General features: G+C 71.6%; 19 protein-coding genes. 5 read left to right on the top strand and 14 right to left on the bottom strand.

The genetic code is table 11. The features are described from left to right. Window positions 1-15: 15 nt before the first annotated feature. Entirely contained in the window at window positions 16-849 is an 834-nt protein-coding gene (locus tag IH48_RS0111025) for a class I SAM-dependent methyltransferase (RefSeq protein WP_030902360.1), read from the bottom strand. A 65-nt stretch (window positions 850-914) separates the two neighbouring features. On the opposite strand from IH48_RS0111025, the gene IH48_RS0111020 reads away from it, so the two are divergent. Then, the gene (locus IH48_RS0111020) at window positions 915-1508 is read left to right on the top strand and encodes a TetR/AcrR family transcriptional regulator (protein WP_030902359.1); all 594 of its coding nucleotides are present in this window, start codon (window positions 915-917) and stop codon (window positions 1506-1508) included. Between the two features lie 18 nt (window positions 1509-1526). Here the strand turns inward: IH48_RS0111020 and IH48_RS0111015 are convergent, their stop codons facing one another. Beyond that, window positions 1527-2549 carry a trypsin-like serine peptidase gene (locus IH48_RS0111015; RefSeq protein ID WP_234434207.1) on the bottom strand — a complete coding sequence of 341 codons (1023 nt, stop codon included), beginning with the start codon at window positions 2547-2549 and terminating at the stop codon, window positions 1527-1529. A gap of 211 nt (window positions 2550-2760) precedes the next feature. Beyond that, window positions 2761-3570: a G1 family glutamic endopeptidase gene (locus tag IH48_RS33160; protein WP_030902354.1), complete on the bottom strand. Its 810-nt coding sequence runs from the start codon at window positions 3568-3570 to the stop codon at window positions 2761-2763. Between the two features lie 351 nt (window positions 3571-3921). Between IH48_RS33160 and IH48_RS0111005 the strand changes: the two genes are divergently transcribed. Beyond that, on the top strand, window positions 3922-4953 hold the full coding sequence (locus IH48_RS0111005) for a hypothetical protein (protein ID WP_234434206.1): 1032 nt from the start codon (window positions 3922-3924) through the stop codon (window positions 4951-4953). 50 nt (window positions 4954-5003) lie between these two features. On the opposite strand, the gene IH48_RS0111000 is transcribed toward IH48_RS0111005, so the two are convergent. From IH48_RS0111000 to IH48_RS0110970, 8 genes are all read right to left on the bottom strand, one after another. Further along, a complete protein-coding gene (locus tag IH48_RS0111000) occupies window positions 5004-7373 on the bottom strand; it encodes a GH92 family glycosyl hydrolase (protein WP_030902350.1) in 2370 nt (789 codons plus the stop codon). Window positions 7374-7541: 168 nt separating this feature from the next. Continuing rightward, the gene (locus IH48_RS36965) at window positions 7542-8762 is read right to left on the bottom strand and encodes a M20 family metallopeptidase (protein ID WP_234434205.1); all 1221 of its coding nucleotides are present in this window, start codon (window positions 8760-8762) and stop codon (window positions 7542-7544) included. Continuing rightward, window positions 8759-9811, bottom strand: coding sequence for a ketopantoate reductase family protein (locus tag IH48_RS36960; RefSeq protein ID WP_234434204.1), 1053 nt, complete (start codon window positions 9809-9811; stop codon window positions 8759-8761). Before IH48_RS36960 ends, IH48_RS36965 begins: the two co-directional genes overlap by 4 nt. Beyond that, complete coding sequence (locus IH48_RS0110990) at window positions 9808-10677, bottom strand: SDR family NAD(P)-dependent oxidoreductase (RefSeq protein WP_078849614.1); 870 nt, start codon at window positions 10675-10677, stop codon at window positions 9808-9810. Before IH48_RS0110990 ends, IH48_RS36960 begins: the two co-directional genes overlap by 4 nt. Then, on the bottom strand, window positions 10674-12023 hold the full coding sequence (locus tag IH48_RS0110985; protein ID WP_051839536.1) for an MFS transporter: 1350 nt from the start codon (window positions 12021-12023) through the stop codon (window positions 10674-10676). Before IH48_RS0110985 ends, IH48_RS0110990 begins: the two co-directional genes overlap by 4 nt. Next, entirely contained in the window at window positions 12020-13042 is a 1023-nt protein-coding gene (locus IH48_RS0110980; RefSeq protein WP_078849631.1) for a polysaccharide deacetylase family protein, read from the bottom strand. Before IH48_RS0110980 ends, IH48_RS0110985 begins: the two co-directional genes overlap by 4 nt. Window positions 13043-13321: 279 nt before the next feature. After that, window positions 13322-14134 (bottom strand): MurR/RpiR family transcriptional regulator, encoded by an 813-nt coding sequence (locus IH48_RS0110975; protein WP_051839534.1) that lies wholly within the window; start codon window positions 14132-14134, stop codon window positions 13322-13324. Window positions 14135-14289: 155 nt separating this feature from the next. Then, window positions 14290-15708: a M1 family metallopeptidase gene (locus IH48_RS0110970; RefSeq protein ID WP_030902342.1), complete on the bottom strand. Its 1419-nt coding sequence runs from the start codon at window positions 15706-15708 to the stop codon at window positions 14290-14292. Between the two features lie 262 nt (window positions 15709-15970). On the opposite strand from IH48_RS0110970, the gene IH48_RS0110965 reads away from it, so the two are divergent. The 3 genes from IH48_RS0110965 (at window position 15971) to IH48_RS0110955 (ending at window position 19603) form a co-directional block, all read left to right on the top strand. Beyond that, on the top strand, window positions 15971-16528 hold the full coding sequence (locus IH48_RS0110965; RefSeq protein WP_051839532.1) for a DUF4232 domain-containing protein: 558 nt from the start codon (window positions 15971-15973) through the stop codon (window positions 16526-16528). A gap of 227 nt (window positions 16529-16755) precedes the next feature. Next, window positions 16756-17817, top strand: a complete 1062-nt coding sequence (locus tag IH48_RS0110960; protein ID WP_030902338.1) for a DUF1996 domain-containing protein — start codon at window positions 16756-16758, stop codon at window positions 17815-17817. Window positions 17818-17839: 22 nt separating this feature from the next. After that, window positions 17840-19603 (top strand): discoidin domain-containing protein, encoded by a 1764-nt coding sequence (locus IH48_RS0110955; RefSeq protein WP_030902337.1) that lies wholly within the window; start codon window positions 17840-17842, stop codon window positions 19601-19603. Between the two features lie 67 nt (window positions 19604-19670). Here the strand turns inward: IH48_RS0110955 and IH48_RS0110950 are convergent, their stop codons facing one another. Genes IH48_RS0110950 through IH48_RS37475 form a run of 3 tightly spaced genes read right to left on the bottom strand, consistent with a single transcriptional unit; the run spans window position 19671 to window position 21865 of the window. Further along, complete coding sequence (locus IH48_RS0110950; RefSeq protein ID WP_030902336.1) at window positions 19671-20726, bottom strand: LacI family DNA-binding transcriptional regulator; 1056 nt, start codon at window positions 20724-20726, stop codon at window positions 19671-19673. A gap of 36 nt (window positions 20727-20762) precedes the next feature. After that, window positions 20763-21152 carry a PP2C family protein-serine/threonine phosphatase gene (locus IH48_RS37480; protein ID WP_324604296.1) on the bottom strand — a complete coding sequence of 130 codons (390 nt, stop codon included), beginning with the start codon at window positions 21150-21152 and terminating at the stop codon, window positions 20763-20765. Between the two features lie 17 nt (window positions 21153-21169). After that, a complete protein-coding gene (locus IH48_RS37475; protein WP_324604295.1) occupies window positions 21170-21865 on the bottom strand; it encodes a hypothetical protein in 696 nt (231 codons plus the stop codon). Window positions 21866-21950 lie beyond the last annotated feature (85 nt).

Below are 21950 nucleotides of genomic sequence, written 5' to 3'. Positions count from 1 at the left end.
CGGGGCGTGGAGGCGTCAGACCGTGCTGCCGACGCGCTCCGCGCTGACCGCCAGCGTGGCGTACGGCATCGTGAACGCGCCTCCCAGCGCGTCGATGGCGGATCCCGCGCCCGCCAGCACCTCGGCCAGGGCGCCGGGTGCCAGGCGCGTGAAGGCGCCCTGGGTGGGCATCTGCTCCAGCCACTCCTCCCGGGTGTAGCGCCGCTCCCAGTCGAAGCGCCACAGCTCGGGATCGCCGAAGCCGCCCGAGCGCCGGATGCCGTCGGCGGCCATGTCCTGGAAGGGCCGGTAGCCGTCCGCGGCCGGCTTGGTGACCACGCTGAAGTCGAAGGGTGCACCGGGCATCACCCGCTCGCACGCCGCGGCGACGGCTTCCGCCACCGGGAGCGGCAGCTGGAAGGCGTTCCAGAACACGGTGAGCCTGCCGCCCGGCGCCAGCACCCGCGCGGCCTGAGCGGCTCCGGCCGCCGGATCGACCCAGTGCCACGCCTGGCCCGCGACGACCGCGTCGAACACGCGCCCCGCCGGGTCCCACTCCTCGAAGCGCCCGGCGTCGACCTCGATGCCGTCCTGCCGCGCCACGGCCGCCATCCGCTCGTCGGGCTCAACGCCGCGGACCCGGCAGCCCGCCCCCTTGAGCTGGCGGGCGGCGATGCCGGTGCCGCAGCCGACGTCCAGGACGGCACCCGCCGAAGCCGCGGCGGCGATCCGCTCGATCAGGGCCGCGGGATACCGGGGCCGCGACCGGTCGTAACGGCCGGGGTCGGAGCCGAAGGACTCCGCGACCGTCCTGAGCCGATGGGGTTCATCCCGTACGGGACGGGGGCGCTCCGGCGGTAGAGTGGGCATGCGCCCACCTTAGTGGGCGGATGCCCACTCGACAACCGTGCGGGCCATCGGGAGAGGGGCGGCAAGTGCCGACAGGGGTGGCCCTGCGCGACGTGCGCGAGCAGCTGTTCGACGCGGCCGAGCGCGTGCTGCTCAGCGACGGGCCGAACGCGCTGACCAGCAGGGCGGTCACGTCCGAGGCAGGCTGCGCCAAGGGCGTGCTGCACCGCCACTTCGCCGACTTCGACGAGTTCCTCGCCGAGCTCGTGCGCGACAGGATCGGCCGGATCGACGGCCAGGCCGCCGCCCTGCGGGACGCGGCGGGGACGGGCACGGTCGCGGGCAACGTCACCGCGGCACTGGCCGAGCTGTTCGGGACGGTCGCCGTGGCGATCGTCGGCCTCGTCACGTCACGCGACGAACTGCGCGCTCGGCTGCGCACGACCACGCCGGCCGGCATCCCCCTCCTCACCGAGGCCACGGCCATGTTCGCCTCGTACCTCGCCGCCGAACGCGGCCTGGGCCGCATCGCGGCGGACGCCGACATCGACGCACTCGCGCCGACGCTGACGGGCAGCGGCCACCTCCTGTTCGCCGACCGCAAGGCCGCCCCGCCCAGGGCGGAGGCCGTGCTCCAGGTGGTGACCGCCGTCATCGCCGGTGTGACGGGCAGGTCCTGACACCCGCACGCGAGTCGTTCAGGCGCCGGCCCGCTGGTAGAGGCTCAACGCCTCGTTGCCGAGGTAGGGGTGGTACTCGTTGCTCCCCGCGCTCACACTGATGTTGCCGACCAGGTAGCCGCCGCCGGTCGAGGTGTCGAAGTTCGAGAGGAACCCGCCACCGCTGGAGCCGCCCGACTGCACGCAGTCGATGCCCCACATCGTGGATCCCGCACGCCCCGTGTCGGCGAACTCCGTGCCCTCGCAGTGGTTCAGGCGCTCCCCGCTGCCCTCGGCCGCCGAGCCCCCGTACCCGAAGGAGTGCACGTCCTGCCCCGTCGGGGAGTTGAAGGCGATGCCCTCGGCGCCCACGGTGTCGACGAGCGTGCGGCCGCCCACCTGGCCCACCTTGGCGAAGGCGAAGTCGTAGTTGGCGTTGCCGCCGGTCGAGACGTACTGGTCGTCGTGGAAGAGGTCGGTGGCGGTGAACGTGCCGTAGGGCCGGTTGCCGTTGTTGTAGCCGGGGATGAAGACCCAGTTGTGGTACACCTCGCCGGTCGAGGCGTTGACCACGCAGTGTCCCGCGGTCAGGACGATGGACTTGTTGTCGCTGTTGGCGACGGTGGCCGTACAGGCGAAGGTCCCACCCGAGTTGTTCTGGAAGAAGACCTTGCCCGCCGTCGTGGAGATCAGGCCGCCACCCGTCCACGCCGTCGGTGAGGAGGCCGGGGAGGCTGCGGAACGCGCCGCCGCGGCATGCCGATCGGCGGTCGCGGGGCCCGGCACCGGCGGCACCGACACCGGAGCGCCGACCGGGCCCTCGGCCGCCGCCGTGGCCGCGCCCGCGTGCGCTCGCGGCGCGGTGGTGACGTCGCGGGCCGAGCGCAGCCGCGAAGCCGTCCAGAAATGGCTCGCCTCGCGCTGCTGGGAGGCGGAGACATGGGTGGCCACCGCGCCCGTGGCGGGCGCCGGCTGCGCCTGGGCGGGGACGGTCAGGCCCAGGGCGGCGATGCCGAGTGCGGCGCCTGCTAGTCCCGCCGCCTTGCGTCTGTTCGTTTTCACGGCTGCTCCCGATGGTGGGGGTACGGGGTGCCGGGAGGACGACAACGTTGTCACGATCCTCTCGGAGTGCGCCAACTCAGAGTGCCAGCCGTGCAGTTGACTGTCCATGGCGCGGACACGACAGAATCGGACCGCCAGGGGCCGGGGTGGCGGTACGCCTGTCGGGCGCCACCCACCGGGTGGCGCCCGACAGGCGTACCGCTCCTCGCCGTCAGTTGTAGTTGCGCCAGGTGTCGGAGAACGCGCCTGCGGACAGCGCGCTCGGCTGGGCCTTGACCGAGCCCGTGTCGAAGTTCTCCATGACGATCTCGTCCGAGCTGCCTGGCAGGGTCGACCCGTTGGCCGTCGAGCCGCTGAAGTTGACGGTCCCGAAGTTCGAGAGCGCGGCTATCTGGCCGTTGACCTGGGTGGCCTCCGCGATGACCTCGGCCGAGCTGCCGTTGACGCCCTGGCTGCCGGCGTGGTGGGTGGTCTTCGTCCAGCCCTCGGTGGAGTCGGCGAGGGTCATGGTGTACTGGCCGTTGCCGTCGTTCGTGACCGTGGCCTTGAGGTGGTCGCCGGGCTTGACCGTTACCGAGTACGCGCTCTCGGCCGCGGGCAGGACCTCCCACCATGCGCCGTAGGTGGCCCTGCCGTTGATGCAGTCCGCCTCGGTACCTGTCTGCTCCAGGCCGTTGTCGCTCTGGCTGTACCCGTCAATGCCCACCCAGAACGACGAATAGGTGTTCTGCGAAGTGCAGCTGACGGCAGGCTGGACCCACGAGGAGGAGACCGACTTGTAGGCGCCGCTGCCGCCGGTGGCCGCGTAACCCGACCAGTTGCTGGCCTCGGTGGTGGTGTTGTGGCCTCTGGCGCCGTGGAGGGCGTGCGACTCGTGGCTCGCGATGGACGAGTTGAGCTGGGCGGGGTTCTGCGGCGCCGCGTTCGCGCCCGCCATGCTCAGACCGGCCACGCTGACGACTGCGGCGCCGACGGACAGCGCCCGGAGGCTTTTGCGGCGGGTGGAGACGTGAGAGGACATACGGGTGCGCTCACTTTCTGTGCGTGGGGGGAGCACGTGATGGGGGGTGCCGGCCCGGCTTTGGCCACCTGGCCGGCGTTCACGGTTGTGCGCACCAGAAGAGTGACGGTTCGAAAGTCTGTACAGCAAGAGACGCAGGCTTTTTAGTTTTACGGGAGTTGAGCGCGGCAGTTGGGGCGCGCGGGAGTCGAGGGGCGGATCCGGGCCCAGGAGCCGGCGAGCGAGCGGCGGCCGGCGGAGTCGCGCGCTCCAGTCCTGGTTTCCTCTTGGGTAACCTTTGGTTGACCTGCACCCAACAACTCGGCGTAGCGTTCCGGACAGCACAGCGGCCGTCCGGAAGGCAGACACCGCATGCAGTTCGAACGCACGGCCCATGCCGCGTCCATGGCAGCTCCGGCGGTCCACCGCGGACTCGTCGACCGAGCCGGCGCGGGCCCGACGCCCCAGCTCGCGCAGTTGTTGCGCACCGGGCCCTTCCACGACGCGCTGCGCGCCGCCATCGCGGCGAGCGGGCTGAGCCTCGACAGGGTGCAGGACCGGCTGCGGCGGCACGGCGCCGACGTCAGTCTGGCCAGCCTGAGTTCCTGGCAGTCCGGCAGGTACCGCCCGGAGCGGCCGCGTTCGCTGGCCGCGCTCCGCGCCATGGAGCGCTTCCTGCCGGTGCCGGACGGCGCCCTGTTCGCGCTGCTCGGACCGCCGCGCCCACGCGGTCCCAGACCCCCGGGCGCGGAGGGCAGGGCCTCGCTGGAGAGCATGGTCCCCGCCCTCTCGCTGCCCGCCCTCAGCGGAATCGACACGAGCTGGGACGCGAGCCTGACGCGGATCAGCTGCCAGACCCGGATGGAATTCGACGAGAACGGCCGCAGCCGCGCGAAGTGGACGCGGCAACTGCTGCGGGCCGACCGTGACGGCCCCGACCGCTGGGTGACGGTGTACCGGCTGGACGAGCCGGGCTCTCCCCCGGGCATCGAAGTGGTCTCACCCTGCCGTACCGGGCGGGTCGTCAGGAGCCACGAGGGAGGCCTGCTCGCCGCCGAGCTGCTCTTCGACAGGCCGCTGGCGCGCGGTGAGACCGTCATCGTCGAGTACACGCTCACGCATGCCGCGCCCCGGCCGTTCGAGACGCATGTCGAGGCCGCACTGCACCTGCCGGTGCGCGAGTACGTGATGGAGGCCCGCTTCGACCCCGCGTGCCTGCCGTCGGCCTGCTACTCCTACCACCTCGACGGCGCCTGCGCGCGGGACGGCGCCGCGGACCAGCGCAGCGAACGGCTGCTGCGCATCGACGCGGCCGGGTCGGCCCATGCCGTGGCGCTCGAGGCGGGACACTGCCGCATCGGGCTGCGCTGGGCCTGGGAGGGCCCGCGCGGGGCGGGCGCCTGACCGGCACGCCGTAACGCCATGGCCCGCCGTTTCGGCGGGCCATGGCGCTGTCAGCCGGCGGAGCCGACGACGGCGGGCGGCGCGGCATCGGCCGACGTGCCCCACTGCGAGGGCCGCGGGCCGACCGTGAACGTCAGATCACGTGTGCGGCGCAGCGTGTCCGTCGTCAGGTACGTCTTGCCGTAGGAGGATCCGTCGGCCGAGACGGACTGCGTGTAGCGGTCGGTGCCGGACGTGCCCGCGGCCCTGATGGTGAGGTGTCCGCGGGGGTAGTAGTGCCGGTCGAGGGTGATGTCGACGCGGTCGAAGATCGGCGTGGACAGTCCCCAGGTGCTCGTGCCCGGCTGCACGGGAAAGATCCCGATGGACGAGAGCACGTTCCAGGCGGACATGGTGCCCAGGTCGTCGTTGCCGGTCATGCCGGTCGGCGTGTCGGTGAAGAGGGTCAGCGCCGCGTGCACCACGTCCGTGGTCTTCCACGGCTGACCCGTGGACAGGTAGGTGTAGGGCGCGATCAGGTCGGGCTCGTTGGACGGGTTGTACTTGTTCGCGTTGTAGTACGAGTAGGGCCCGTTGACCCAGACCTCACTCGCGGTCTTCGCCGGGTCCTTCAGGAGCTGGTCGTAGGCGAAGAAGGAGTCGAGGCGTGCGTTGGCGGCCTTCTCGCCGCCGATCAGGCCCACCATGCCCGGGATGTCCTGCGGCACCAGCCACTGGTACTGCCAGGAAGTGCCCTCGTGGAAGCCGACGCTCTGCGCCGGGTCGTCAGGTCCGGCCCAGGCGCCCGTGGTGTCACGCGAGCGGAAGAAGCCCGTGGAGGGGTCGAAGATGTTGCGGTAGTTCTCGGCGCGCTCGGCGTAGCGCGCCGCGTCGGCCCTGTGGCCGAGGTCGGCCGCCATCTGGGAGAGCATGCCGTCGGCGAGCGCGTACTCCAGCGTCGCGCTGCCGCCGTAGTCGAAGTCGGAGTCGCCCGGCTTTGCGTGCGTGTGGTTCGCGATGTAGGGCACGTAGCCGTTCGCGATGTACTGCTTGTTGCCCTCGCGCCCGACCGGTGCGGAGTCGGCGGGCGGCACGCCGTCCGCGTTCTTCTTCAGCGCCTGGTACGCCTGCTCCTCGTACCCCTTGAGCAGGCCCTGCTGGTAGGCGTTGGTCAGGAACGGCGTGACCGGGTCACCGGTCATGATGTTGGTCTCGACGGTCCCGTAACCCCACTTGGGCAGCCAGCCGCTGTCCTTGTCGATCTGGAGCACCGAGATCGCCATGTCGCGGGCCTGCCGGGGCGCGAGCAGGGACAGCAGCTGGGTCTGGGTGCGGTAGGTGTCCCACAGCGAGAAGTTCTGGTAGTACGTGAAATTCCTCGCCCGGTGGATCTTCTGGTCCCAGCCGGTGTAGCGCCCGTCGACGTCGCTGCCGGTGTTCGGCGCGAGGAAGGAGCGGTACAGCGAGGAGTAGAACGTCTTCTGCTGGGTGTCGCTGCCGCCCCGCGTCCGCACGCTCTCCAGGCGCCTCTCCCAGGTCGCCTGGGCGGCGTGCTCGACGCGCTTGAAGGAACGGCCGCCCTCGGCACGGAGGTTGAGCGCCGCGCCCCTGGCGTCGACGTAGGAGACCGCGGTGGTCGCCTCGACGGTGCGGTTCCTGCGCGTGTCGAAGCGGACGTAGGCGCCGTTGAGCCCCGAGGTCGCGGTGGAGTGCCGGGAGCCCGCTGTGACCGTCTCGCCGTTCCACGTACCGGAGGTGGTGAAGGGACGGTTGAAGCGGGTCACCGTGTAGACGGTGTAGGGCTTGGTGTCCTGGCAGAACCCGCTGCCCGTGATCGCCGTCTGCACCGTGTGGTCATTGAGGATCGTGACCTTGGTGGACAGCGTCTTGTGCAGCGCCTGGCCCGCGTTCAGCAGGACGTTGGCCTTGTCGGTCGCGGGGAACGTGTAGCGCTGCACACCCGTGCGCTGCGTGGCGGTGAGCTCCGCCTTGATGCCGGAGTCCAGGCCGACCTCGTAGTAGCCGGGGCTCGCCTTCTCGTTGTCGTGGCTGAACGTGGCCGCGTACTTGGAGTAGTCCGTCTCGGTCACATCGCCGGTGGTCGGCAGGACGGGCAGGTCGCCACCGAGGCCGCAGCCCACGCCGGAGAGGTGGACGAGCGAGAAGCCGCGTATGTGGTTCTGCGTGTAGTCGTACCCGGTGTTGTGGCCGGTGTCAGGGGAGAACTGGACCATGCCGAACGGCACGGTGGCGCCCGGATAGGTGTTGCCTTCGTCCTGACTGCCGATGAACGGGTTGACCAGGCTGGTGAGTCGGCCGTGCGCCCCGGCAGCGCTGTGCGGGGCTGCCTGCACGGCAGGCGCGGCGAGCGCGCCGCCGATCAGGACCGCGGCCGTCACCGCCCCCGCGGTGCGCAGGCGCGGAAGTCGGGTCCATCTCATCGGGGTTCCTCCAAGGTGGTGACCGCGTCGCCGCGACGGTGGCACCTCTGACTAGACAACGTTGTCATGACATGGCGGCATCATTCTTCGAGGGTTCGCGTCCACCGTCAAGGGGGCGTGCGTGAGTCGGCGCCGCGCGGACGTGCCGGTCCGCGCGGCGTCCGGGCGTCAGACCACGGTCGCGGCCTCACGGGTGGCCAGCGCGCGCAGGACGTCGGCGGCGAGCGCTGTGCGTTGCGTCATGCCGGCGAGGCTGATGTGCTCTTCGCGCGCGTGGGCGCCGGCGCCCACGGCGCCGAACCCGTCAAGTACGGGTATGCCGAGTGCGGCGACGAAGTTGCCGTCGCTGGCGCCACCGACCGAGCACTCGGGCAGGTCGACCCCGAGACCGGCGGCCCGCTCGCGGGCGAGCGCGTACAACCGGCCGTTGCCCGGGGTGCGTTCCATGACGGGCCTGTTCCACTCGCCGTCCCACTCCAGCACGGCGCGCGGGTCGTGCGGGCGGAGGGCGGCCAGGGCGCGGTCGATGCGCTCGGCCTCCCGCGCGTCGGCGACCCGCACGTCGATGTGCGCCACGGCATGGCCCGCCGCGACGTTGGTGCGGGTGCCGCCGCTGACGACACCGACGTTGACCGTGGTGCCTGCCGCCGGATCGGCGAGCGCGTGGAGGTACAGGACAGCGCGGGCTATCTCGTCCACGGCGCTGACGCCCTTCTCGGGGTCGAGCCCGGCGTGCGCCTCGATGCCCGTCGCGGTGACCCGGAAGAGACCTACGCCTTTGCGGGCCGTCTTGACTGCGCCGTCGGCCGATGCCTCGAAGACGAGGGCCGCGCGCACCCCCTCGGCCGCCGCCTCGATCACAGGGCGCGACGTGGGGCTGCCGATCTCCTCGTCGCCGTTCAGCACCAGGCGCAGCGGCGGGCGCGGCAGACCGAGCGCGTCGAGTGCCCGTACCGCCCACACGGCCTGCACGAGTCCGGCCTTCATGTCGAACACGCCGGGCCCGGTGGCGCGGTCGCCCTCGATGGTGAAGGGCCTCTGGGCGACGGTGCCCTTGGCCCACACGGTGTCGTAGTGGCACAGCAGCAGCACGGGCGTGCCGGCATCGTCATCCGGGCCGCCGGGGCGGGCGCCGGGCCAGTCCCATACCAGCGTGTCGCCGTATGTCCCGCCGTCGGCGCGGCGCCGGGCGGAGGGGGTGCCGAGCGCACATTCGAGCCAGGACTCCAGGCGGGGCAGGATCGCGTCGAGGCACTCCTTGTCGTCGCTCGGGGTGTCGGTGTTCACGTAGCGGGCGAGTTCGTCGAGCATGGTGTCGCGGTGGTCGGCGACCCAGTCGCATACGGATGCGGCGGCCGGTTCGCCCTGCGGGGTGGGTGTGGTGTTCAACGTGCGCTTCCGTGGGAGGTGTGGCGGTACAGGTCGGTGAGGTTGTCAGCGCTCATGGGGCGCGTGCCCGACTCGACCTCGGCGAGCATCGTCAGCAGGCGTTCCAGTGCCGGTGTGGGAACGCCCAGTTGGGCGGCCCTGCTCAGGACGGGCCGGTAGTGGTGGTGGACCTCCACCGGCCGGTGGCGTACGGCGATGTCGCGCCAGATGCCGCTGCGGTCCTTGGCCTGCCCGCCGAGCCAGGCGACCAGCCGGTCGGTCGCCGCCTCGCGTTCCGCGGCCCCGGCTGCGGGCAGGTAGGCGGACGGGTCGAACGCGTCGAAGGGTTCGAGCGTGAGCCCGTCCGCCGTGGCGACAGCGGCGACCTCGGCGGCGAGGGTGTGCATCAGCGGCCGGTGGACGTCGATGAGCCGCGCCATCGGCGCGTCGACGAGGGCCGTCGCGGTGAGCATGGAGCCGAACGACAGCTTGGACCAGAGATATCCGGCGACATTCCCCGTCTCGCGAGCGGGCCCCCACGCCTGGAGGTCGCGCACGAGGGCGCGCACGCGCTCGCTCGGCGTGCCGTCGAGTTCGCCGACGACGAGGGCACCCGCGCCGCCGTCCTGGACCACGCCGGGTGCGACCACGTCAGCGAACAGGTTCACGAAGGCGCCGATGGTGCGGTGTGTTCCGACGCGCCGTGCGATCGGGCGCTCGTTGAGGCCGTTTTGGAGCGACACGACGTAGCCGTCTTCGCCCAGCACGGTCGCCAGCCAGTCGGCCGCGGTCCCGGTGGCCTGCGCCTTGACGCAGAGCAGGACGTGGCGCGGCTGGTGGTCGAGCGCGTCGGGCGTGGTCGCGGAGACGGCGGCGGTGCGCTCGCCCTCCGGGCCCCGCAGTGTGAGTCCTTGGGCGCGCAGCGCGGCCACGTGGCCGGAGTCGGTGTCGACGATCCGTACGGTGTGTCCGGCGTCGGCTAGGTGGAAGGCGAGGGTGCCGCCGATCGCGCCGCCTCCGACGACGGTGTAGCCGGTGGGGTGGGCGGCCGTGGCGCCGTCCGTGTTCATGAGGCCTCCTCGTGCGGTGCGGCGCCCGCCTGGGTTCCCGACAGTTGCGGCCAGTGCAGGGGCAGCGTGGTCGTGCCGGCCGAGGCGCCGCCGTCCAGCCTGACGATCGACCCGGTCATCCAGGACGCCTCGGGTCCTGCCACCCAGCGGACCGCGCGGGCGATGTCGTCCGGTTCGCCCGCTCGCCCGAGGGGGTTGACCGACACCGCGGCCGCGTACGCGTCGGTGACGGGGTTGGCGGCGCTGTCGACCGTGACGAAGCCGGGCGACACGGCGTTGACGCGGATTCCGTGCGGCCCGAACTCAACGGCGCACGACCGTGTGAGCATCTCCAGTGCGGCCTTGGAGGCGCTGTAGTGGGCGGCGCCGGGACGTGCGCGCAGGGCGGCGCCCGAGGTGATGTTCACGACGGTGCCGGTCTCGCCGCGTGCGATGAGTGCCCGGGCGAGAGCCGTGGTGGTGAGCATCGCCGCACGGACGTTGACGTCCATCACGCGGTCCCACACCTCGGCGGTCAGCTCGCCGAGCGGTGTGGCCGGGTAGATGCCCGCCGCGTTGACGAGGACGCCGGGCGTGCCCGCGAGTCGCGACGCACGGCCAACGAGGTCCGCGGCCGCTCCCGCGTCGGACAGGTCGGCGGGCAGGGCGTGGGCGGTCGTGCCGTGCGCGGTCAGCCGCTTCACCAGGGCGTTCAGCGGCGCGCCCGGCAGGTCGCTCGCCGTGACGATGCACTTCTCCGCCGCGAACGCGGCGCAGATCGCCGCCCCGATGCCGCCCGCCGCCCCGGTGACCAGGACGTGCCGCGCGGACGGCGCGGGCCGGCCGGGCGGCGCGGAACGCTCGGGGGACGGGGTGCGTGGACTCATGCGATCTCCTTGCTCTTGGTCTCGGGCATCGTGGCGTAGACGATCACACCGACGAGCGCCGCGGCTGCCAGGTACAGCCAGACGAGGCCGCGGTGGCCGTGCGAGCTCATCCAGGTGGTGACGTAGGGGGCGGTGCCGCCGAACACCGCCACGGCGAGGGCGTACGGCAGGGCGATGCCCGTGGTGCGGACCTCGGGCGGGAACTGCTCGGCCATGACCACGGCGCAGTTGGCCGAGTAGCCCACGAGCAGCACCATGCCGACGAGTTCGACCGCCAGCAGCGTCCAGAAGCTGTCGCCCAGCACGTGGAACAGCGGCCAGGACAGCACGAGGAAGCCCGCCGCGAAGGCGAACATGGTGGGCTTGCGGCCGATCCGGTCGGACAGCATGCCGCCGAACGGCAGCAGCACGATGAACACCACGAGGGAGAGGGTGTTGGCGAGCAGCGCCCGGCTCAGCGGCATGCCCGTCGTCACGTGGACGTACGACGGCATGTAGCTGACCCAGATGTAGTAGATCAGGGTGCCCGCCACGGTCACACCGGCCACGCGCAGCGCGGCCCGCGGATGGTCGGTGACCATCGCGCGCAGCGGGTTGGCGCGGGGGCGTTCGGCGTGCTCCACGCGGCGGAACGACTCCGTCTCCTGCACGGACACCCGCAGCCACAGGCCGACGAGACCCAGCACGCCGGCCACCGCGAAGGCGACACGCCAGCCCCACGTGTCGAGTGCGTGCTCGTCGAGGCTGCTGGTCAGGATGGTGCCCATGAGGGAGGCGATGAGGGTGCCCGCGCCGACGGACACCTGCTGCCAGGAGCCCGCGAGCGCACGGCGTGACGGGGCGGCGGACTCGACGAGGAACGCCGAGGACGTGCCGAACTCGCCGCCTGCCGAGAAGCCCTGGACGAGCCGGGCGAGCACCAGCACGATGGGCGCGCCCACGCCGATGGTGGAGTAGCCGGGGCAGACCGCGATCACGAGCGCCGCGGCCGCCATCATGGAAATGGTCAGGGTCATGGCCTTCTTGCGGCCGTGGCGGTCCCCGTAGGCGCCGAGCAGCGCCCCGCCGATGGGCCGCATCAGGAATCCGACGGCGAACACCGCAAGCGTGGACAGCAGGGCGGCCTCGGGGGCGTGCGAGGGGAAGAACGTGCCGGCGAACACCGACGAGAACGTCGAGTAGACGGCCCAGTCGACCCACTCGACGGTGTTGCCGACGGCGCCCGCCCAGATGGCGCGGCGGCGGGCCGCGGCGCTGCCGGGCGCGGCGGCGGAAGGGGCGGTGGCCCCGGACGGCACGGAGCGGGCTGGCCGCGGCGTGCCCGGGGGCGTGGCGTGCTGCGTCATCGTGACTGCCCTTCGTGGACGGCTGGTCGCGGGGACGGTGCGCTGCTGCCGGCGGCCGTGGCCGCCGGTGCGTGGCATGGGTTGGCGGGGAGGCCGGCGCGCTCGGCCACGTACCGTGCGATGTCGGCGTGGGTGGCGAACCAGACGCCGGGGTGCGCCGTGATGTGGTCGAGCAGTTGGGCCAGTACCACGAGGCGTGAACGGTGGCCGATGAAGTGGGGGTGGCACGTGAGCTGGAAGACGCCGCCCTCGCGGTACGCCTGGTCGAACTCGTCGCGCCAGATGGTGAGGACGGAGCGCGGCGGTGTGTACGGGCGCAGTCCGGCGTAGCGCTCCATCATGAAGTAGGGCGCGTCGTCGCGAATCCACTCGACGGGTATCTCGACGATGCCGGTGGGTTCGCCGTCGGCGAGGAGTTCGTAGGGGTCGTCGTCGGCCATGAGGGACGAGTCGTACAGCAGTCCCATCTCGCGCGTGATGCGCAGCGTGTGGTCGGAGAAGTCCCACGATGGTGTGCGGATGCCCACCGGCCGTGTGCCCGTTACCCGTTCGAGGGTGTCGGCGCTGCGCAGCTGCAGCTCGCGTTCCGCGTCGGGCGGCAGCTGCATGTTGCGCTCGTGGATCCAGCCGTGGATGGCCGTCTCGTGTCCGGCGGCGGTGTACGACCGCGCCTCCTCGGGGTGCAGCAGCGCGGAGACGGCGGGCATGAAGAAGGTGGCGGGGGCGGAGTGGCGCTCGAGCAGCCGCAGGATCTTGGGGGCGGCGACGCGCGAGCCGTACTCGCCCTGCGCCAGTTTGCCCGGGCGTGTCTCGCCGTCGCGCAGTGCGGGCGTCTCGTGGTCGGAGTCGAACGACAGGGCCACCGCGACCCGCGCGCCGCCCGGCCACGCGGGCGGTGTGAGCGAGGCGCCCGCGCGCACCTGTTCCACGTGGCCGCGCCAGGTCTCCTCGCTCCACTGCCACGGCTCCTCGCCGGTGTGTCGCTCCCCGGCGTTGCCGCCCGTGGGTTCGTCTGCCATCGTGAACTCCCGTTTCATGCCTTCTCGTGTTTTGCACTGACTTATGCCACCGGAAAGCAGGCGACACCAGTGCCCGGACACGTGTGCGAGTGATGTGGTGGTGTGCCGCGCGCGGACGTTCTGGCGGGCACGGCCCGGCCTGCGTCGGCCGCCCTGCCGGTGTGATGCGCGGTGCCGCGCCGGTGCGTGTCGCCGGTGCGTGTCGCCGGTCACCGAAAAGGTGTCGTGGTTTCCGAGGCGCCGGACGTCCGTCCCCGATCGGGGGTGTACGGCCCGCGGCTATCCCTCGAAGATGTCCATGTTCCTGCTCAGCCGCTCGCCCGCTTCGAGCCGCTCGGAGCCGAGGTGCCCCACGACGCCGAGCGTGAGGGCAAGTCCCAGGCTGGTGGCGGCCGTTGTCGAGGGCAGTCCCCCGGACGCCTTGCCCGAGACACGCAGCACCAGCTCCGCGTCCTTGGCCAGCGAGGGGCTACCGTCGTCGGTGACCAGCAGGACGGGCACGCCTCTCGCGGCGAACATCCGCCCGATGTCGGCCGTACTGCGGGTGTAGCGGCGGAAGGTGAAGGCGATCAGCAGGTCTTCGGGGCCGACGTCGAGGAGTGGCTGGTAGTCGTGGAGGATCGCCGAGGTCACCCGGCGCACACCGCCCCTGACCCGCGCGAGCGAGAACGCGAGCGCGGCGGCGGCGGACTCGGAGGCCCGGCCGCCGAGCACCCACACGGCGCCGGCGCCCGCGATCATGCGGGAGGCGGCGTCGAGTACGTCGTCGGGCAGCTCCCTGAGCTGCTCCAGGTTGCGGGCCTCGCGCTCCCAGATGCGCGCGTATCTGCCCTCTCCCCCGGTCGGGGCCGCCTGCGGTGCGAGGACGGCGCGCAGGTCGCCGCGGACCGCGTCCTGGAGGTGCGGGTAGCCGTCGAAGCCGAGGCGCTGGGCGAAGCGGGTTACGCTCGCCGCGCTGACGCCGAGGCTGTCGGCGATCTCCGCCGCGCGCAGGAAGGGCACGTCATCGAGGTGTTCGAGGAGGTGGTCGGCGATCAGCCGGTCGGTCCGCGACAGCTCCGAGGAACAGGCGGCGATGCGTTCAGCCAGCATGGGTCCTCCCGGCACTCGGTGCTCGCAGCGCCGCAGGCAAGCCCGCAGCGTCTGCAATCTCGATTTCAGTTGCCGGGAACCTTACAAGCAGTCTTACGGGATGGGAAGAGGGTCCGTCTCTTCTTTCCACGGGCGCCTGGCGCGGCGGCCACGGCCTACGGCCGAGGCGGTTTGCCCGCCGTGTACAGCCAGGTGTGGAAGAGCTCCCCGAGGTCCTTGCCCGACACACGCTCGCTCAACGCGACGAACTGGGCCGTCGTGCCGTTGCCGTAGCGGTGGCCGTGCGCCCATGTCCGCAGGATGGTGAAGAACGCGCGGTCGCCCACGGCGTCGCGGAGTTCCTGGAGCGTCATGGCGCCCCGCGTGTAGACCGGTGAGGCGAAGATGTGGGCGCCGTCGCCGGGGTCGGCCGAGGGGAACGCCCAGAGGCCGTCGCTCGCGGGGAGGGCGTAGTAGTGGTCGAAGGACGCCTGCGCGCTGCGGCCGCCGTGCTGCTCCTGCCACAGCCACTCCGCGTAGGTCGCGAAGCCCTCGTTCAGCCAGATGTCCTGCCAGCTGGTGAGGGACACCGAGTCCCCGAACCACTGGTGCGCCATCTCGTGCACCACCGTGCCGACGTCGGGCGCCCGGTCGTAGATCGGCCTGGTCTGCGTCTCCAGCGCGTAGCCGACGTCCGGCGCGTGGTCGACGATGGCACCGGCCGCCGAGAAGGGGTAGGGGCCGAAGAGTTTCGTCTCCCAGTCCAGGATGTCCGGGATCCTCGCCAGCGCGGGGGCGGCGCCCTTCTCCTCGCGGGGATCGACGGCGTTGTACACGGGGATGCCCGAGCGGGTGGTGTACCGCTGGACGTCGAACTTCCCGACGGTCGCCGTGGCCAGGTAGGACGCCATCGGCCGGCTCTGCCGCCAGCGGAACGTCGTCTCGCCCCGGGACGTGTGCCGCGAGGTCAGGACGCCGCCTGCGACCGCGGTGTATCCGCTCGGCACGGTGATCTCGAAGGAGTAGGACGCCTTGTCGAGCGGGTGGTTGTCGGAGGGGAACCAGGACATGGCGCCCTGGGGCTCGCCCGCGACGAACGCGCCGTCGTCGGTGGCGATCCAGCCGTCGGGGGACCCGTCCGGGTCGGTGACCTGCTCGGGAACCCCGCCGTAGGCCACGTCGACGCGGAAGGCGGCGCCGCGCCTCAGCGTTCGCGCCGGCTCGATGACGAGTTCCTGGCCGCGGCGCGTCCAGTGTGCCGCCCTGCCGTCCACGCGCACGCCTGCGACCGTCAGCCCCGACAGGTCGAGGTCGAACGCGCGCAGGCCTTGGGTGGCGTGCGCCGTGATCACGGCGCGCCCGTCGAGCCGCCTGGTGGCGGGATCGTAGGCGAGGTCGAGGTCGTAGTGCCGGACGGTGTAGCCGCCGTTGCCCGCGAGAGGGAAGTAGGGGTCGCCCTGGCCGGGCGCGCCGGCGCCGGCGCCTGGGGCGGCGACGGAGCCGCCGGCCGTCAGGGCGGTGATCGCGAGGGCCGTGGCGGCGACGCCGACGACTCTGGAGCGTACGGAACCGGGGCGCGGACGGGCGCGGGACACGGGGGGTTCGGCAGCGAGCACGGGCACTCCTGGAACGGGGCGGCAGCCCGGGAAGGGGGCACTGCGGAAGCGGGCACACAGTAATGCGCACGCACGGCGGAGACAAGACGACAACACGTGTGCCGGCAGGCCCGGTTGCCCCGTGGACATGGGGCGCGACCGCGCGGGGAAAGTCGGAGAAAGAATGCTCGCCATCCGTGAACTTTTCCCCAAGGCCCCGCATCGGACGTGGTGTAAGGCTTCAAGCGGAAAGGTGAACGACATGAACGTGTACCAGCGGTGGGGCAAGCGCGGGACAGTGGCCGCGACGATGGCGGCGGTCGCCCTGACGGGCACGGCGGCCGCGGGTGTCGCGCAGGCGGCACCGGCCGCACCGGCGTCCGCGAAGACTCCGACCTGTTCCGCATCCTCGCTGCAGGCATCACTGCACCACCCCCTCGCGGGAGGCATGAACCACGAGGGCGCGGTGCTGCAGCTGAAGAACACCGGTGACCGCACCTGCGCGCTGCTCGGCTACCCCGGCCTCGGGCTGGAGAACGCTCAGCACAAGGTGCTCGCCTCGCACGTGAGTTGGGGCAGCACCTGGTACGCGAAGAACCCGGGCAAGAAGGTCGTGGACCTTGAGCCGGGACAGGCCGCGCAGGCCGTCATCGCGTGGACTCACGCCAACGCCAACACCTCCGGCGCGACCCACGCCGCGTACCTGATCGTCACGCCGCCCGCTTCCACCGCGCACAAGACGCTCGCGTTCGGCAAGTGGGTCGACAACGGCGACCTCGACGTGACGGCGATGGCCCACCAGGTGGCCATCAACGGCTGACCGAACGCACGCTCGCCTCGGCGACCAGCGGCCCGCTCCCCGACCGGGGGCGGGCCGCTTTCCGTGTCACGGCCGCCGCGCGACGGGCCTTGACAGGCTCTCGTCATGCGCGGAACACTCCGAGTCGGGAGAGCGCTCTCCCGGTTCTCCCTACTCGTCCGGCGCGGTCCACGCGAAGCACCGCGGGGTCACCGCTCCGGAGCCAGGAACCTGATAGGAGGTCTCCCATGGCACGGAGGTCCAGAGTCTTCTCCGGGCTGCTCCTGTTCGCGGCGACGAGCCTGACCGGCCTGAGCCTCGTCGGCGTCGCCGCGGCGGGCAACGCGTCCGCCGGCACGTCCACGCCTGCGGGCATGGCCGCGTCCACGCAGACGTCCGGCGACGACCCGGACGGCGACGGCTACATCATGGCCGACCCGCCCGTCACCGGCGTCACGCCCTCGACGTATGTCCCGCCGCACGCGTACTTCCACGAGTTCCAGGCCAAGTGCGCGGCGGACCACACGCTCCCCGACGACCCCATCGTCTTCCCCGGTCAGCCGGGCAAGTCCCACGACCACACCTTCATGGGCAACACGGGCACCGACGCGTACACCACGACGGCGTCCCTGGACACCGCCGGCACCGCCTGCCTGGCACCCGGCGACAAGTCCGCCTACTGGATGCCCAGTCTCTACGACGGGGACCGCAAGGTCCTGCCCATCGGCCCGCAGACGATCTACTACAAGTCCGGTGTCACGGACTACACGAGCGTGCGCCCGTTCCCCAAGGGCCTGCGGTTCGTCGTCGGCAACCCCATGCAGACCCTGGACGAGTTCAAGAACCTCAAGGGCACGGTCGAGGGGTGGGAGTGCGGTACGTCGTACAAGAACTTCGACTTCCCCACCAGCTGTCCCTCCACCCCCGACACGCAGCTCAACATTCGTCTCCAGGCCCCGAGTTGCTGGGACGGCATCCATCTGGACACGCCCGACCACAAGAGCCACATGGCCTACCCGCTGGCGACCGGCAACAACCAGAACGTCTGCCCTGCCGACCATCCGGTGGCGCTGCCGATGATCGAGTTCAAGATGGCGTGGCCCGTCAACGGCGACACGTCGAAGCTCAGGCTGGCCAGCGGCACCGGGCACTCCTTCCACTACGACTTCTTCGACGGCTGGGACGAGGCCACGCTCAGCGCCATGGTCGCCCACTGCATCAACGGCGGCCTGCAGTGCGACGCCCACGGCTACGACCAGGCGCACCCCGAGAAGGGCGCGGTTCTGGACGCCGACTACGAGCTTCCCTAGCCGATCGCTCAAGGAGGATCCGATGTATCCACCCCCCACCAGACCTCAGCGAACCAGGCGCGCCCTGGCGCCGCTCGCCGCCGTCGCACTGCTGTCCGCAGCGGTGGTCGGCCTGCAGGCACCACAGGCGCACGCGGTGGGCAGCGTCGTCAAGGTCACGGGATCGCAGGGCGACTGGCAGCTGACGGTCAACGGCGCGCCCTACGAGATCAAGGGCCTCACCTGGGGTCCCCCGACCGCCGACGCTGCGAAGTACATGCCGGACGTCGCCTCGATGGGCGCCAACACGGTGCGCACCTGGGGCACGGACGCCACCAGCAAGCCGCTCTTCGACGCGGCGGCGGCCAACGGCGTGAAGGTCATCGCCGGTTTCTGGCTGCAGCCGGGCGGCGGCCCGGGAGCCGGCGGCTGCGTCGACTACCTGACGGACACGGCGTACAAGAACGACATGCTCACCGAGTTCCCGAAGTGGGTGGCCACGTACAAGGACAACCCCGGCGTCCTGATGTGGGACGTGGGCAACGAGTCCGTGCTCGGCCTGCAGAACTGCTACAGCGGGACCGCGCTCGAGCAGCAGCGCGACGCGTACACCACGTTCGTCAACGACATCGCGAAGAAGATCCACCAGGTCGACCCGAACCACCCCGTGACGTCCACCGACGCGTGGACCGGCGCCTGGCCCTACTACAAGAGGAACGCCCCCGATCTCGACCTGTACGCGGTCAACGCGTACAGCGACGTCTGCAATATCAAGTCCGCCTGGGAGCAAGGCGGTTACACCAAGCCCTACATCGTCACCGAGACGGGTCCCGCCGGCGAGTGGGAGGTGCCCGACGACGCCAACGGCGTGCCCGACGAGCCCACCGACGAGCAGAAAGCGGCGGGATACACCAAGGCGTGGGGGTGTGTCACGGGTCACCGCGGCGTCGCGCTGGGCGCCACGCTGTTCCACTACGGCACGGAGGACGACTTCGGCGGCGTCTGGTTCAACCTCGTCCCCGACGGGCTCAAGCGCCCTTCGTACTACGCGGTGAAGAAGGCGTACGGCGGCGATACCTCGCACGACAACGCGCCGCCGCAGGTCACCGATATGACCGTCAGCGGCGCCACACAGGGCGTCGGGGCCGGCAGCGACGTCACCATCAGCACCAGGACGACGGACCCCGATGGCGACCCCGTCTCCTACCAGGTGCTGTTCAGCAGCAACTACATCGACCAGAACAAGGGGCTCGTGCCGGCGGACGCCACCGACCACGGCGACGGCACGCTCACGGTGAAGGCGCCGGACAAGCTGGGCGTGTGGAAGGTGTACGTGAAGGCCACGGACGGCCACGGGAACGTCGGCATCGGGTCCAAGTCCCTCAGGGTCGTGGCGCCGAAGCCGTCCGGCACGAACGTGGCGCTGGGCAAGCCCGCCACCGCGTCGTCGTTCCAGACGGACCCGACGGGCGGCTGCCCGTGCACGGCGGCGGACGCGGTCGACGGCGACCTCACGACCCGCTGGTCGAGCGACTGGAGCGACCCGCAGTGGCTGCAGGTGGACCTCGGCGCGCCGACGTCGTTCCACCACGTGCAGCTCGCGTGGGAGACGGCCTACGCGAAGGCGTACGACATCCAGACGTCCGACGACGGACGGAACTGGACGACGGTGAAGTCGGTGACGGACGGCAACGGCAACGTGGACGACCTCGACGTCGACGGCACGGGGCGCTACGTCCGCGTGACGGGCACTTCGCGGGGCACCGGATACGGTTACTCGCTCTACGAGTTCGGTGTCTACCACTGACGCACCACAGCACCACAGCACGACGGCAACACAGCACCACGGCACCGGCGGCGCGGTGGTGCGGGGCTCACGCCGAGGCCCGCACCACCAACTCCGGGTCGAAGACGACAGAGGTGACGGCGCGGTCCTGCTGCTCGATGTGCTGCTGGAGGAGGCGGGCCATCTCGCGGGCCATGTCCTCGACCGGCTGCCGGACGCTGGTGAGCGGCGGTGTGCAGGCGGACGCCACGGAGCTGTCGTCGAAGCCGACCACGGCGACGTCGTCGGGCACCCGCCTGCCGTGGTCCCGCAGCACCTGGCAGGCACCCTGCGCCATCAGGTCGTTGGCCGCGAACACGCCGTCGAGATCCGGGGTGTCCGCGAGCAGCCGCTCCATCGCGCGTGCGCCGCCGACGAGTGTGAAGTCGGCCTCCGCCACCGGTGCGTACGGGTGGCCACCGCGTGCCATGGCGTTCCTGAAGCCGTCCAGCCGGTCGTGGCCCGACGGCACGTCAAGCGGGCCCGCGATGGTGACGACCCGCCGGCAGCCGCGGGCCAGCAGGTGGTCCACGGCGAGCCGTGCCCCGTCCTGGTGGGCGAGGTCCACGTAGCTGATCGGCACGGGGCCCGCGGGCCGGGAGAACAGGACGGCGGGCAGGGACGCCTCGGCGACCATGGCGGGCAGCGGGTCCTGCGCGTGCGTCGACACGATGAGCGCGCCGTCGGCGCTACCCTGCCGCAGGAAGCCCACGACCTGGTCGCGGGCATCGGACGTCTCGGCGAACATCAGCACCGGATGCATGGAGCGCGGCCTGAGGTAGCTGATGACGCCGCTCGCCACGCGCCCGAAGAACGGGTCGGCGAACAGCCGGGACGCGAAGGCGTCCTGCTCGGCCTCGGACGCGTCGCCCGCCCCGGAGACGACCAGCGCGATGACCTCGGCGCGGCGGGTCACGAGGGAGCGCGCGGCGCGGTTGGGCGTGTAGCCGGTCGCGGCGACCGCCTGGCGCACCGTCTCCTGGATCTCGGGGTCGACGTTGCGCACACCGTTGACGACCCGCGAGACCGTCGCCCGTGAGACACCGGCGGCGCGCGCCACGTCCTCCAGTGTCGGTCCTGGGGACGCCCCCGTCCTACTGTTCATGGGAGGGGATTCTACCTCAGAGAGAGCGCTCTCCGGCTAGGAGCCCGGGCAGCGCAGGGCCAGCAGGGCCTGGTCGTCGTGGGCGCGTCCGCCGCTGTGCCTGCTGACGTCGTGGATGAGGGCGTCGAGCAGCACGGCGGGAGCGGGGGACTCCCCGGCGGCGTGCGGAAGGTGGTGCATGAGGTGGGACAGCCGGGCGAGGGGGTCGTAGAAGACGCCGGAAGGGTCGCGTGCCTCGGTCAGCCCGTCGGTCAGGAAGACGAGCGTGGCGCCCGGCGGCAGCTCGAACCTGTCGACGGGGGCGTGCCACCTGCCGAGTGCGGTGAGACCGAGCGGCGGCGCCTCGCGCGAGGGCTCAAGGGCCGTGACACGCCCGTCGGGGCAGTGCAGCAGGGGCGCGGGGTGGCCGTGGTTGACGATGCTCACGCGCCTGAGGTCGGCGCTCAGTTCCGCGATGACGGCGGTGGTGAACCCTCGGTCTGGTCGAGCCCCTGCCTGCGGGCGCCCTCCCTGCGCAGGGACTCTTCCATGGCGTCGACCAGTTCCGGGAGGGTGCCCGCCAGGTCGGCCGCGAACCGGAAGGCGCTGATGTCCATGCTGACCGCGGCGACCGCACCGAGGCCCTTGCCCCGCACGTCGCCGATCATCACGCGCACGCCGAACGGTGTGTCCTGCACGACGTACAGGTCACCGCCGATGAGCGCCTCCCGGTCGGCGGGGACGTAATGGGCGGCGATGCGCAGGGCGCCCAGCTCCTCGGGCGGTGCGGGCAGCACGGCCCGCTGCGCCAGCGCGGCGGCGCGCCAGGCGCGGTCGGCCTTGCCGTGCTGCATGCGCAGATTGTGGTTCAGCCATACCGAGAGGACCGTCACGGCAAGGAGGCAGAGCTGGTTGGCGATGCCGTGCTGCCAGCCGAAGGTGTGGTCGACACGGGCGAGCCAGGCGTGCACGGCCATCGAGACGGCGCCGACCAGCACGATGCCGACCGGCCCGAGCAGGGGCGCTGCGGCGACCGGCGCTGCGATCAGGAGGGCCGCGGACGAGACGGCCGTCGGTGTCACGAGGTCGATCACGACCGCCACGACGATCACCGCCCAGGGGACCCAGGTCCTCTTCGGTCGCCACACGGGAGCACTCATCCGCGCCAGCATGCCGCAGACGGCGGCGAAGCCCCGGCCCAGCACGCCCGGTCCTCCCTCAATCCGCCATGTGGACCAGCAGGCG

This window comes from Streptomyces sp. NRRL F-5126, assembly GCF_000721265.1.
GTDB lineage: Bacteria > Actinomycetota > Actinomycetes > Streptomycetales > Streptomycetaceae > Streptomyces.
Note: the sequence above shows the minus strand (reverse complement) of the source record. Positions and strands in the feature narration are given on the sequence as shown.

What these genes read in the sequence shown, in the direction of transcription:
- IH48_RS0111025 (WP_030902360.1), bottom strand. Translation starts at nt 849, where the DNA reads ATGCCCACTCTACCGCCGGAGCGCCCCCGTCCCGTACGGGATGAACCC.
- IH48_RS33160 (WP_030902354.1), bottom strand. Translation starts at nt 3,570, where the DNA reads ATGTCCTCTCACGTCTCCACCCGCCGCAAAAGCCTCCGGGCGCTGTCC.
- IH48_RS0111005 (WP_234434206.1), top strand. Translation starts at nt 3,922, where the DNA reads ATGCAGTTCGAACGCACGGCCCATGCCGCGTCCATGGCAGCTCCGGCG.
- IH48_RS0111000 (WP_030902350.1), bottom strand. Translation starts at nt 7,373, where the DNA reads ATGAGATGGACCCGACTTCCGCGCCTGCGCACCGCGGGGGCGGTGACG.
- IH48_RS36960 (WP_234434204.1), bottom strand. Translation starts at nt 9,811, where the DNA reads ATGAACACGGACGGCGCCACGGCCGCCCACCCCACCGGCTACACCGTC.
- IH48_RS0110990 (WP_078849614.1), bottom strand. Translation starts at nt 10,677, where the DNA reads ATGAGTCCACGCACCCCGTCCCCCGAGCGTTCCGCGCCGCCCGGCCGG.
- IH48_RS0110985 (WP_051839536.1), bottom strand. Translation starts at nt 12,023, where the DNA reads ATGACGCAGCACGCCACGCCCCCGGGCACGCCGCGGCCAGCCCGCTCC.
- IH48_RS0110980 (WP_078849631.1), bottom strand. Translation starts at nt 13,042, where the DNA reads ATGGCAGACGAACCCACGGGCGGCAACGCCGGGGAGCGACACACCGGC.
- IH48_RS0110975 (WP_051839534.1), bottom strand. Translation starts at nt 14,134, where the DNA reads ATGCTGGCTGAACGCATCGCCGCCTGTTCCTCGGAGCTGTCGCGGACC.
- IH48_RS0110965 (WP_051839532.1), top strand. Translation starts at nt 15,971, where the DNA reads ATGAACGTGTACCAGCGGTGGGGCAAGCGCGGGACAGTGGCCGCGACG.
- IH48_RS0110960 (WP_030902338.1), top strand. Translation starts at nt 16,756, where the DNA reads ATGGCACGGAGGTCCAGAGTCTTCTCCGGGCTGCTCCTGTTCGCGGCG.
- IH48_RS0110955 (WP_030902337.1), top strand. Translation starts at nt 17,840, where the DNA reads ATGTATCCACCCCCCACCAGACCTCAGCGAACCAGGCGCGCCCTGGCG.
- IH48_RS0110950 (WP_030902336.1), bottom strand. Translation starts at nt 20,726, where the DNA reads ATGAACAGTAGGACGGGGGCGTCCCCAGGACCGACACTGGAGGACGTG.
- IH48_RS37475 (WP_324604295.1), bottom strand. Translation starts at nt 21,865, where the DNA reads ATGAGTGCTCCCGTGTGGCGACCGAAGAGGACCTGGGTCCCCTGGGCG.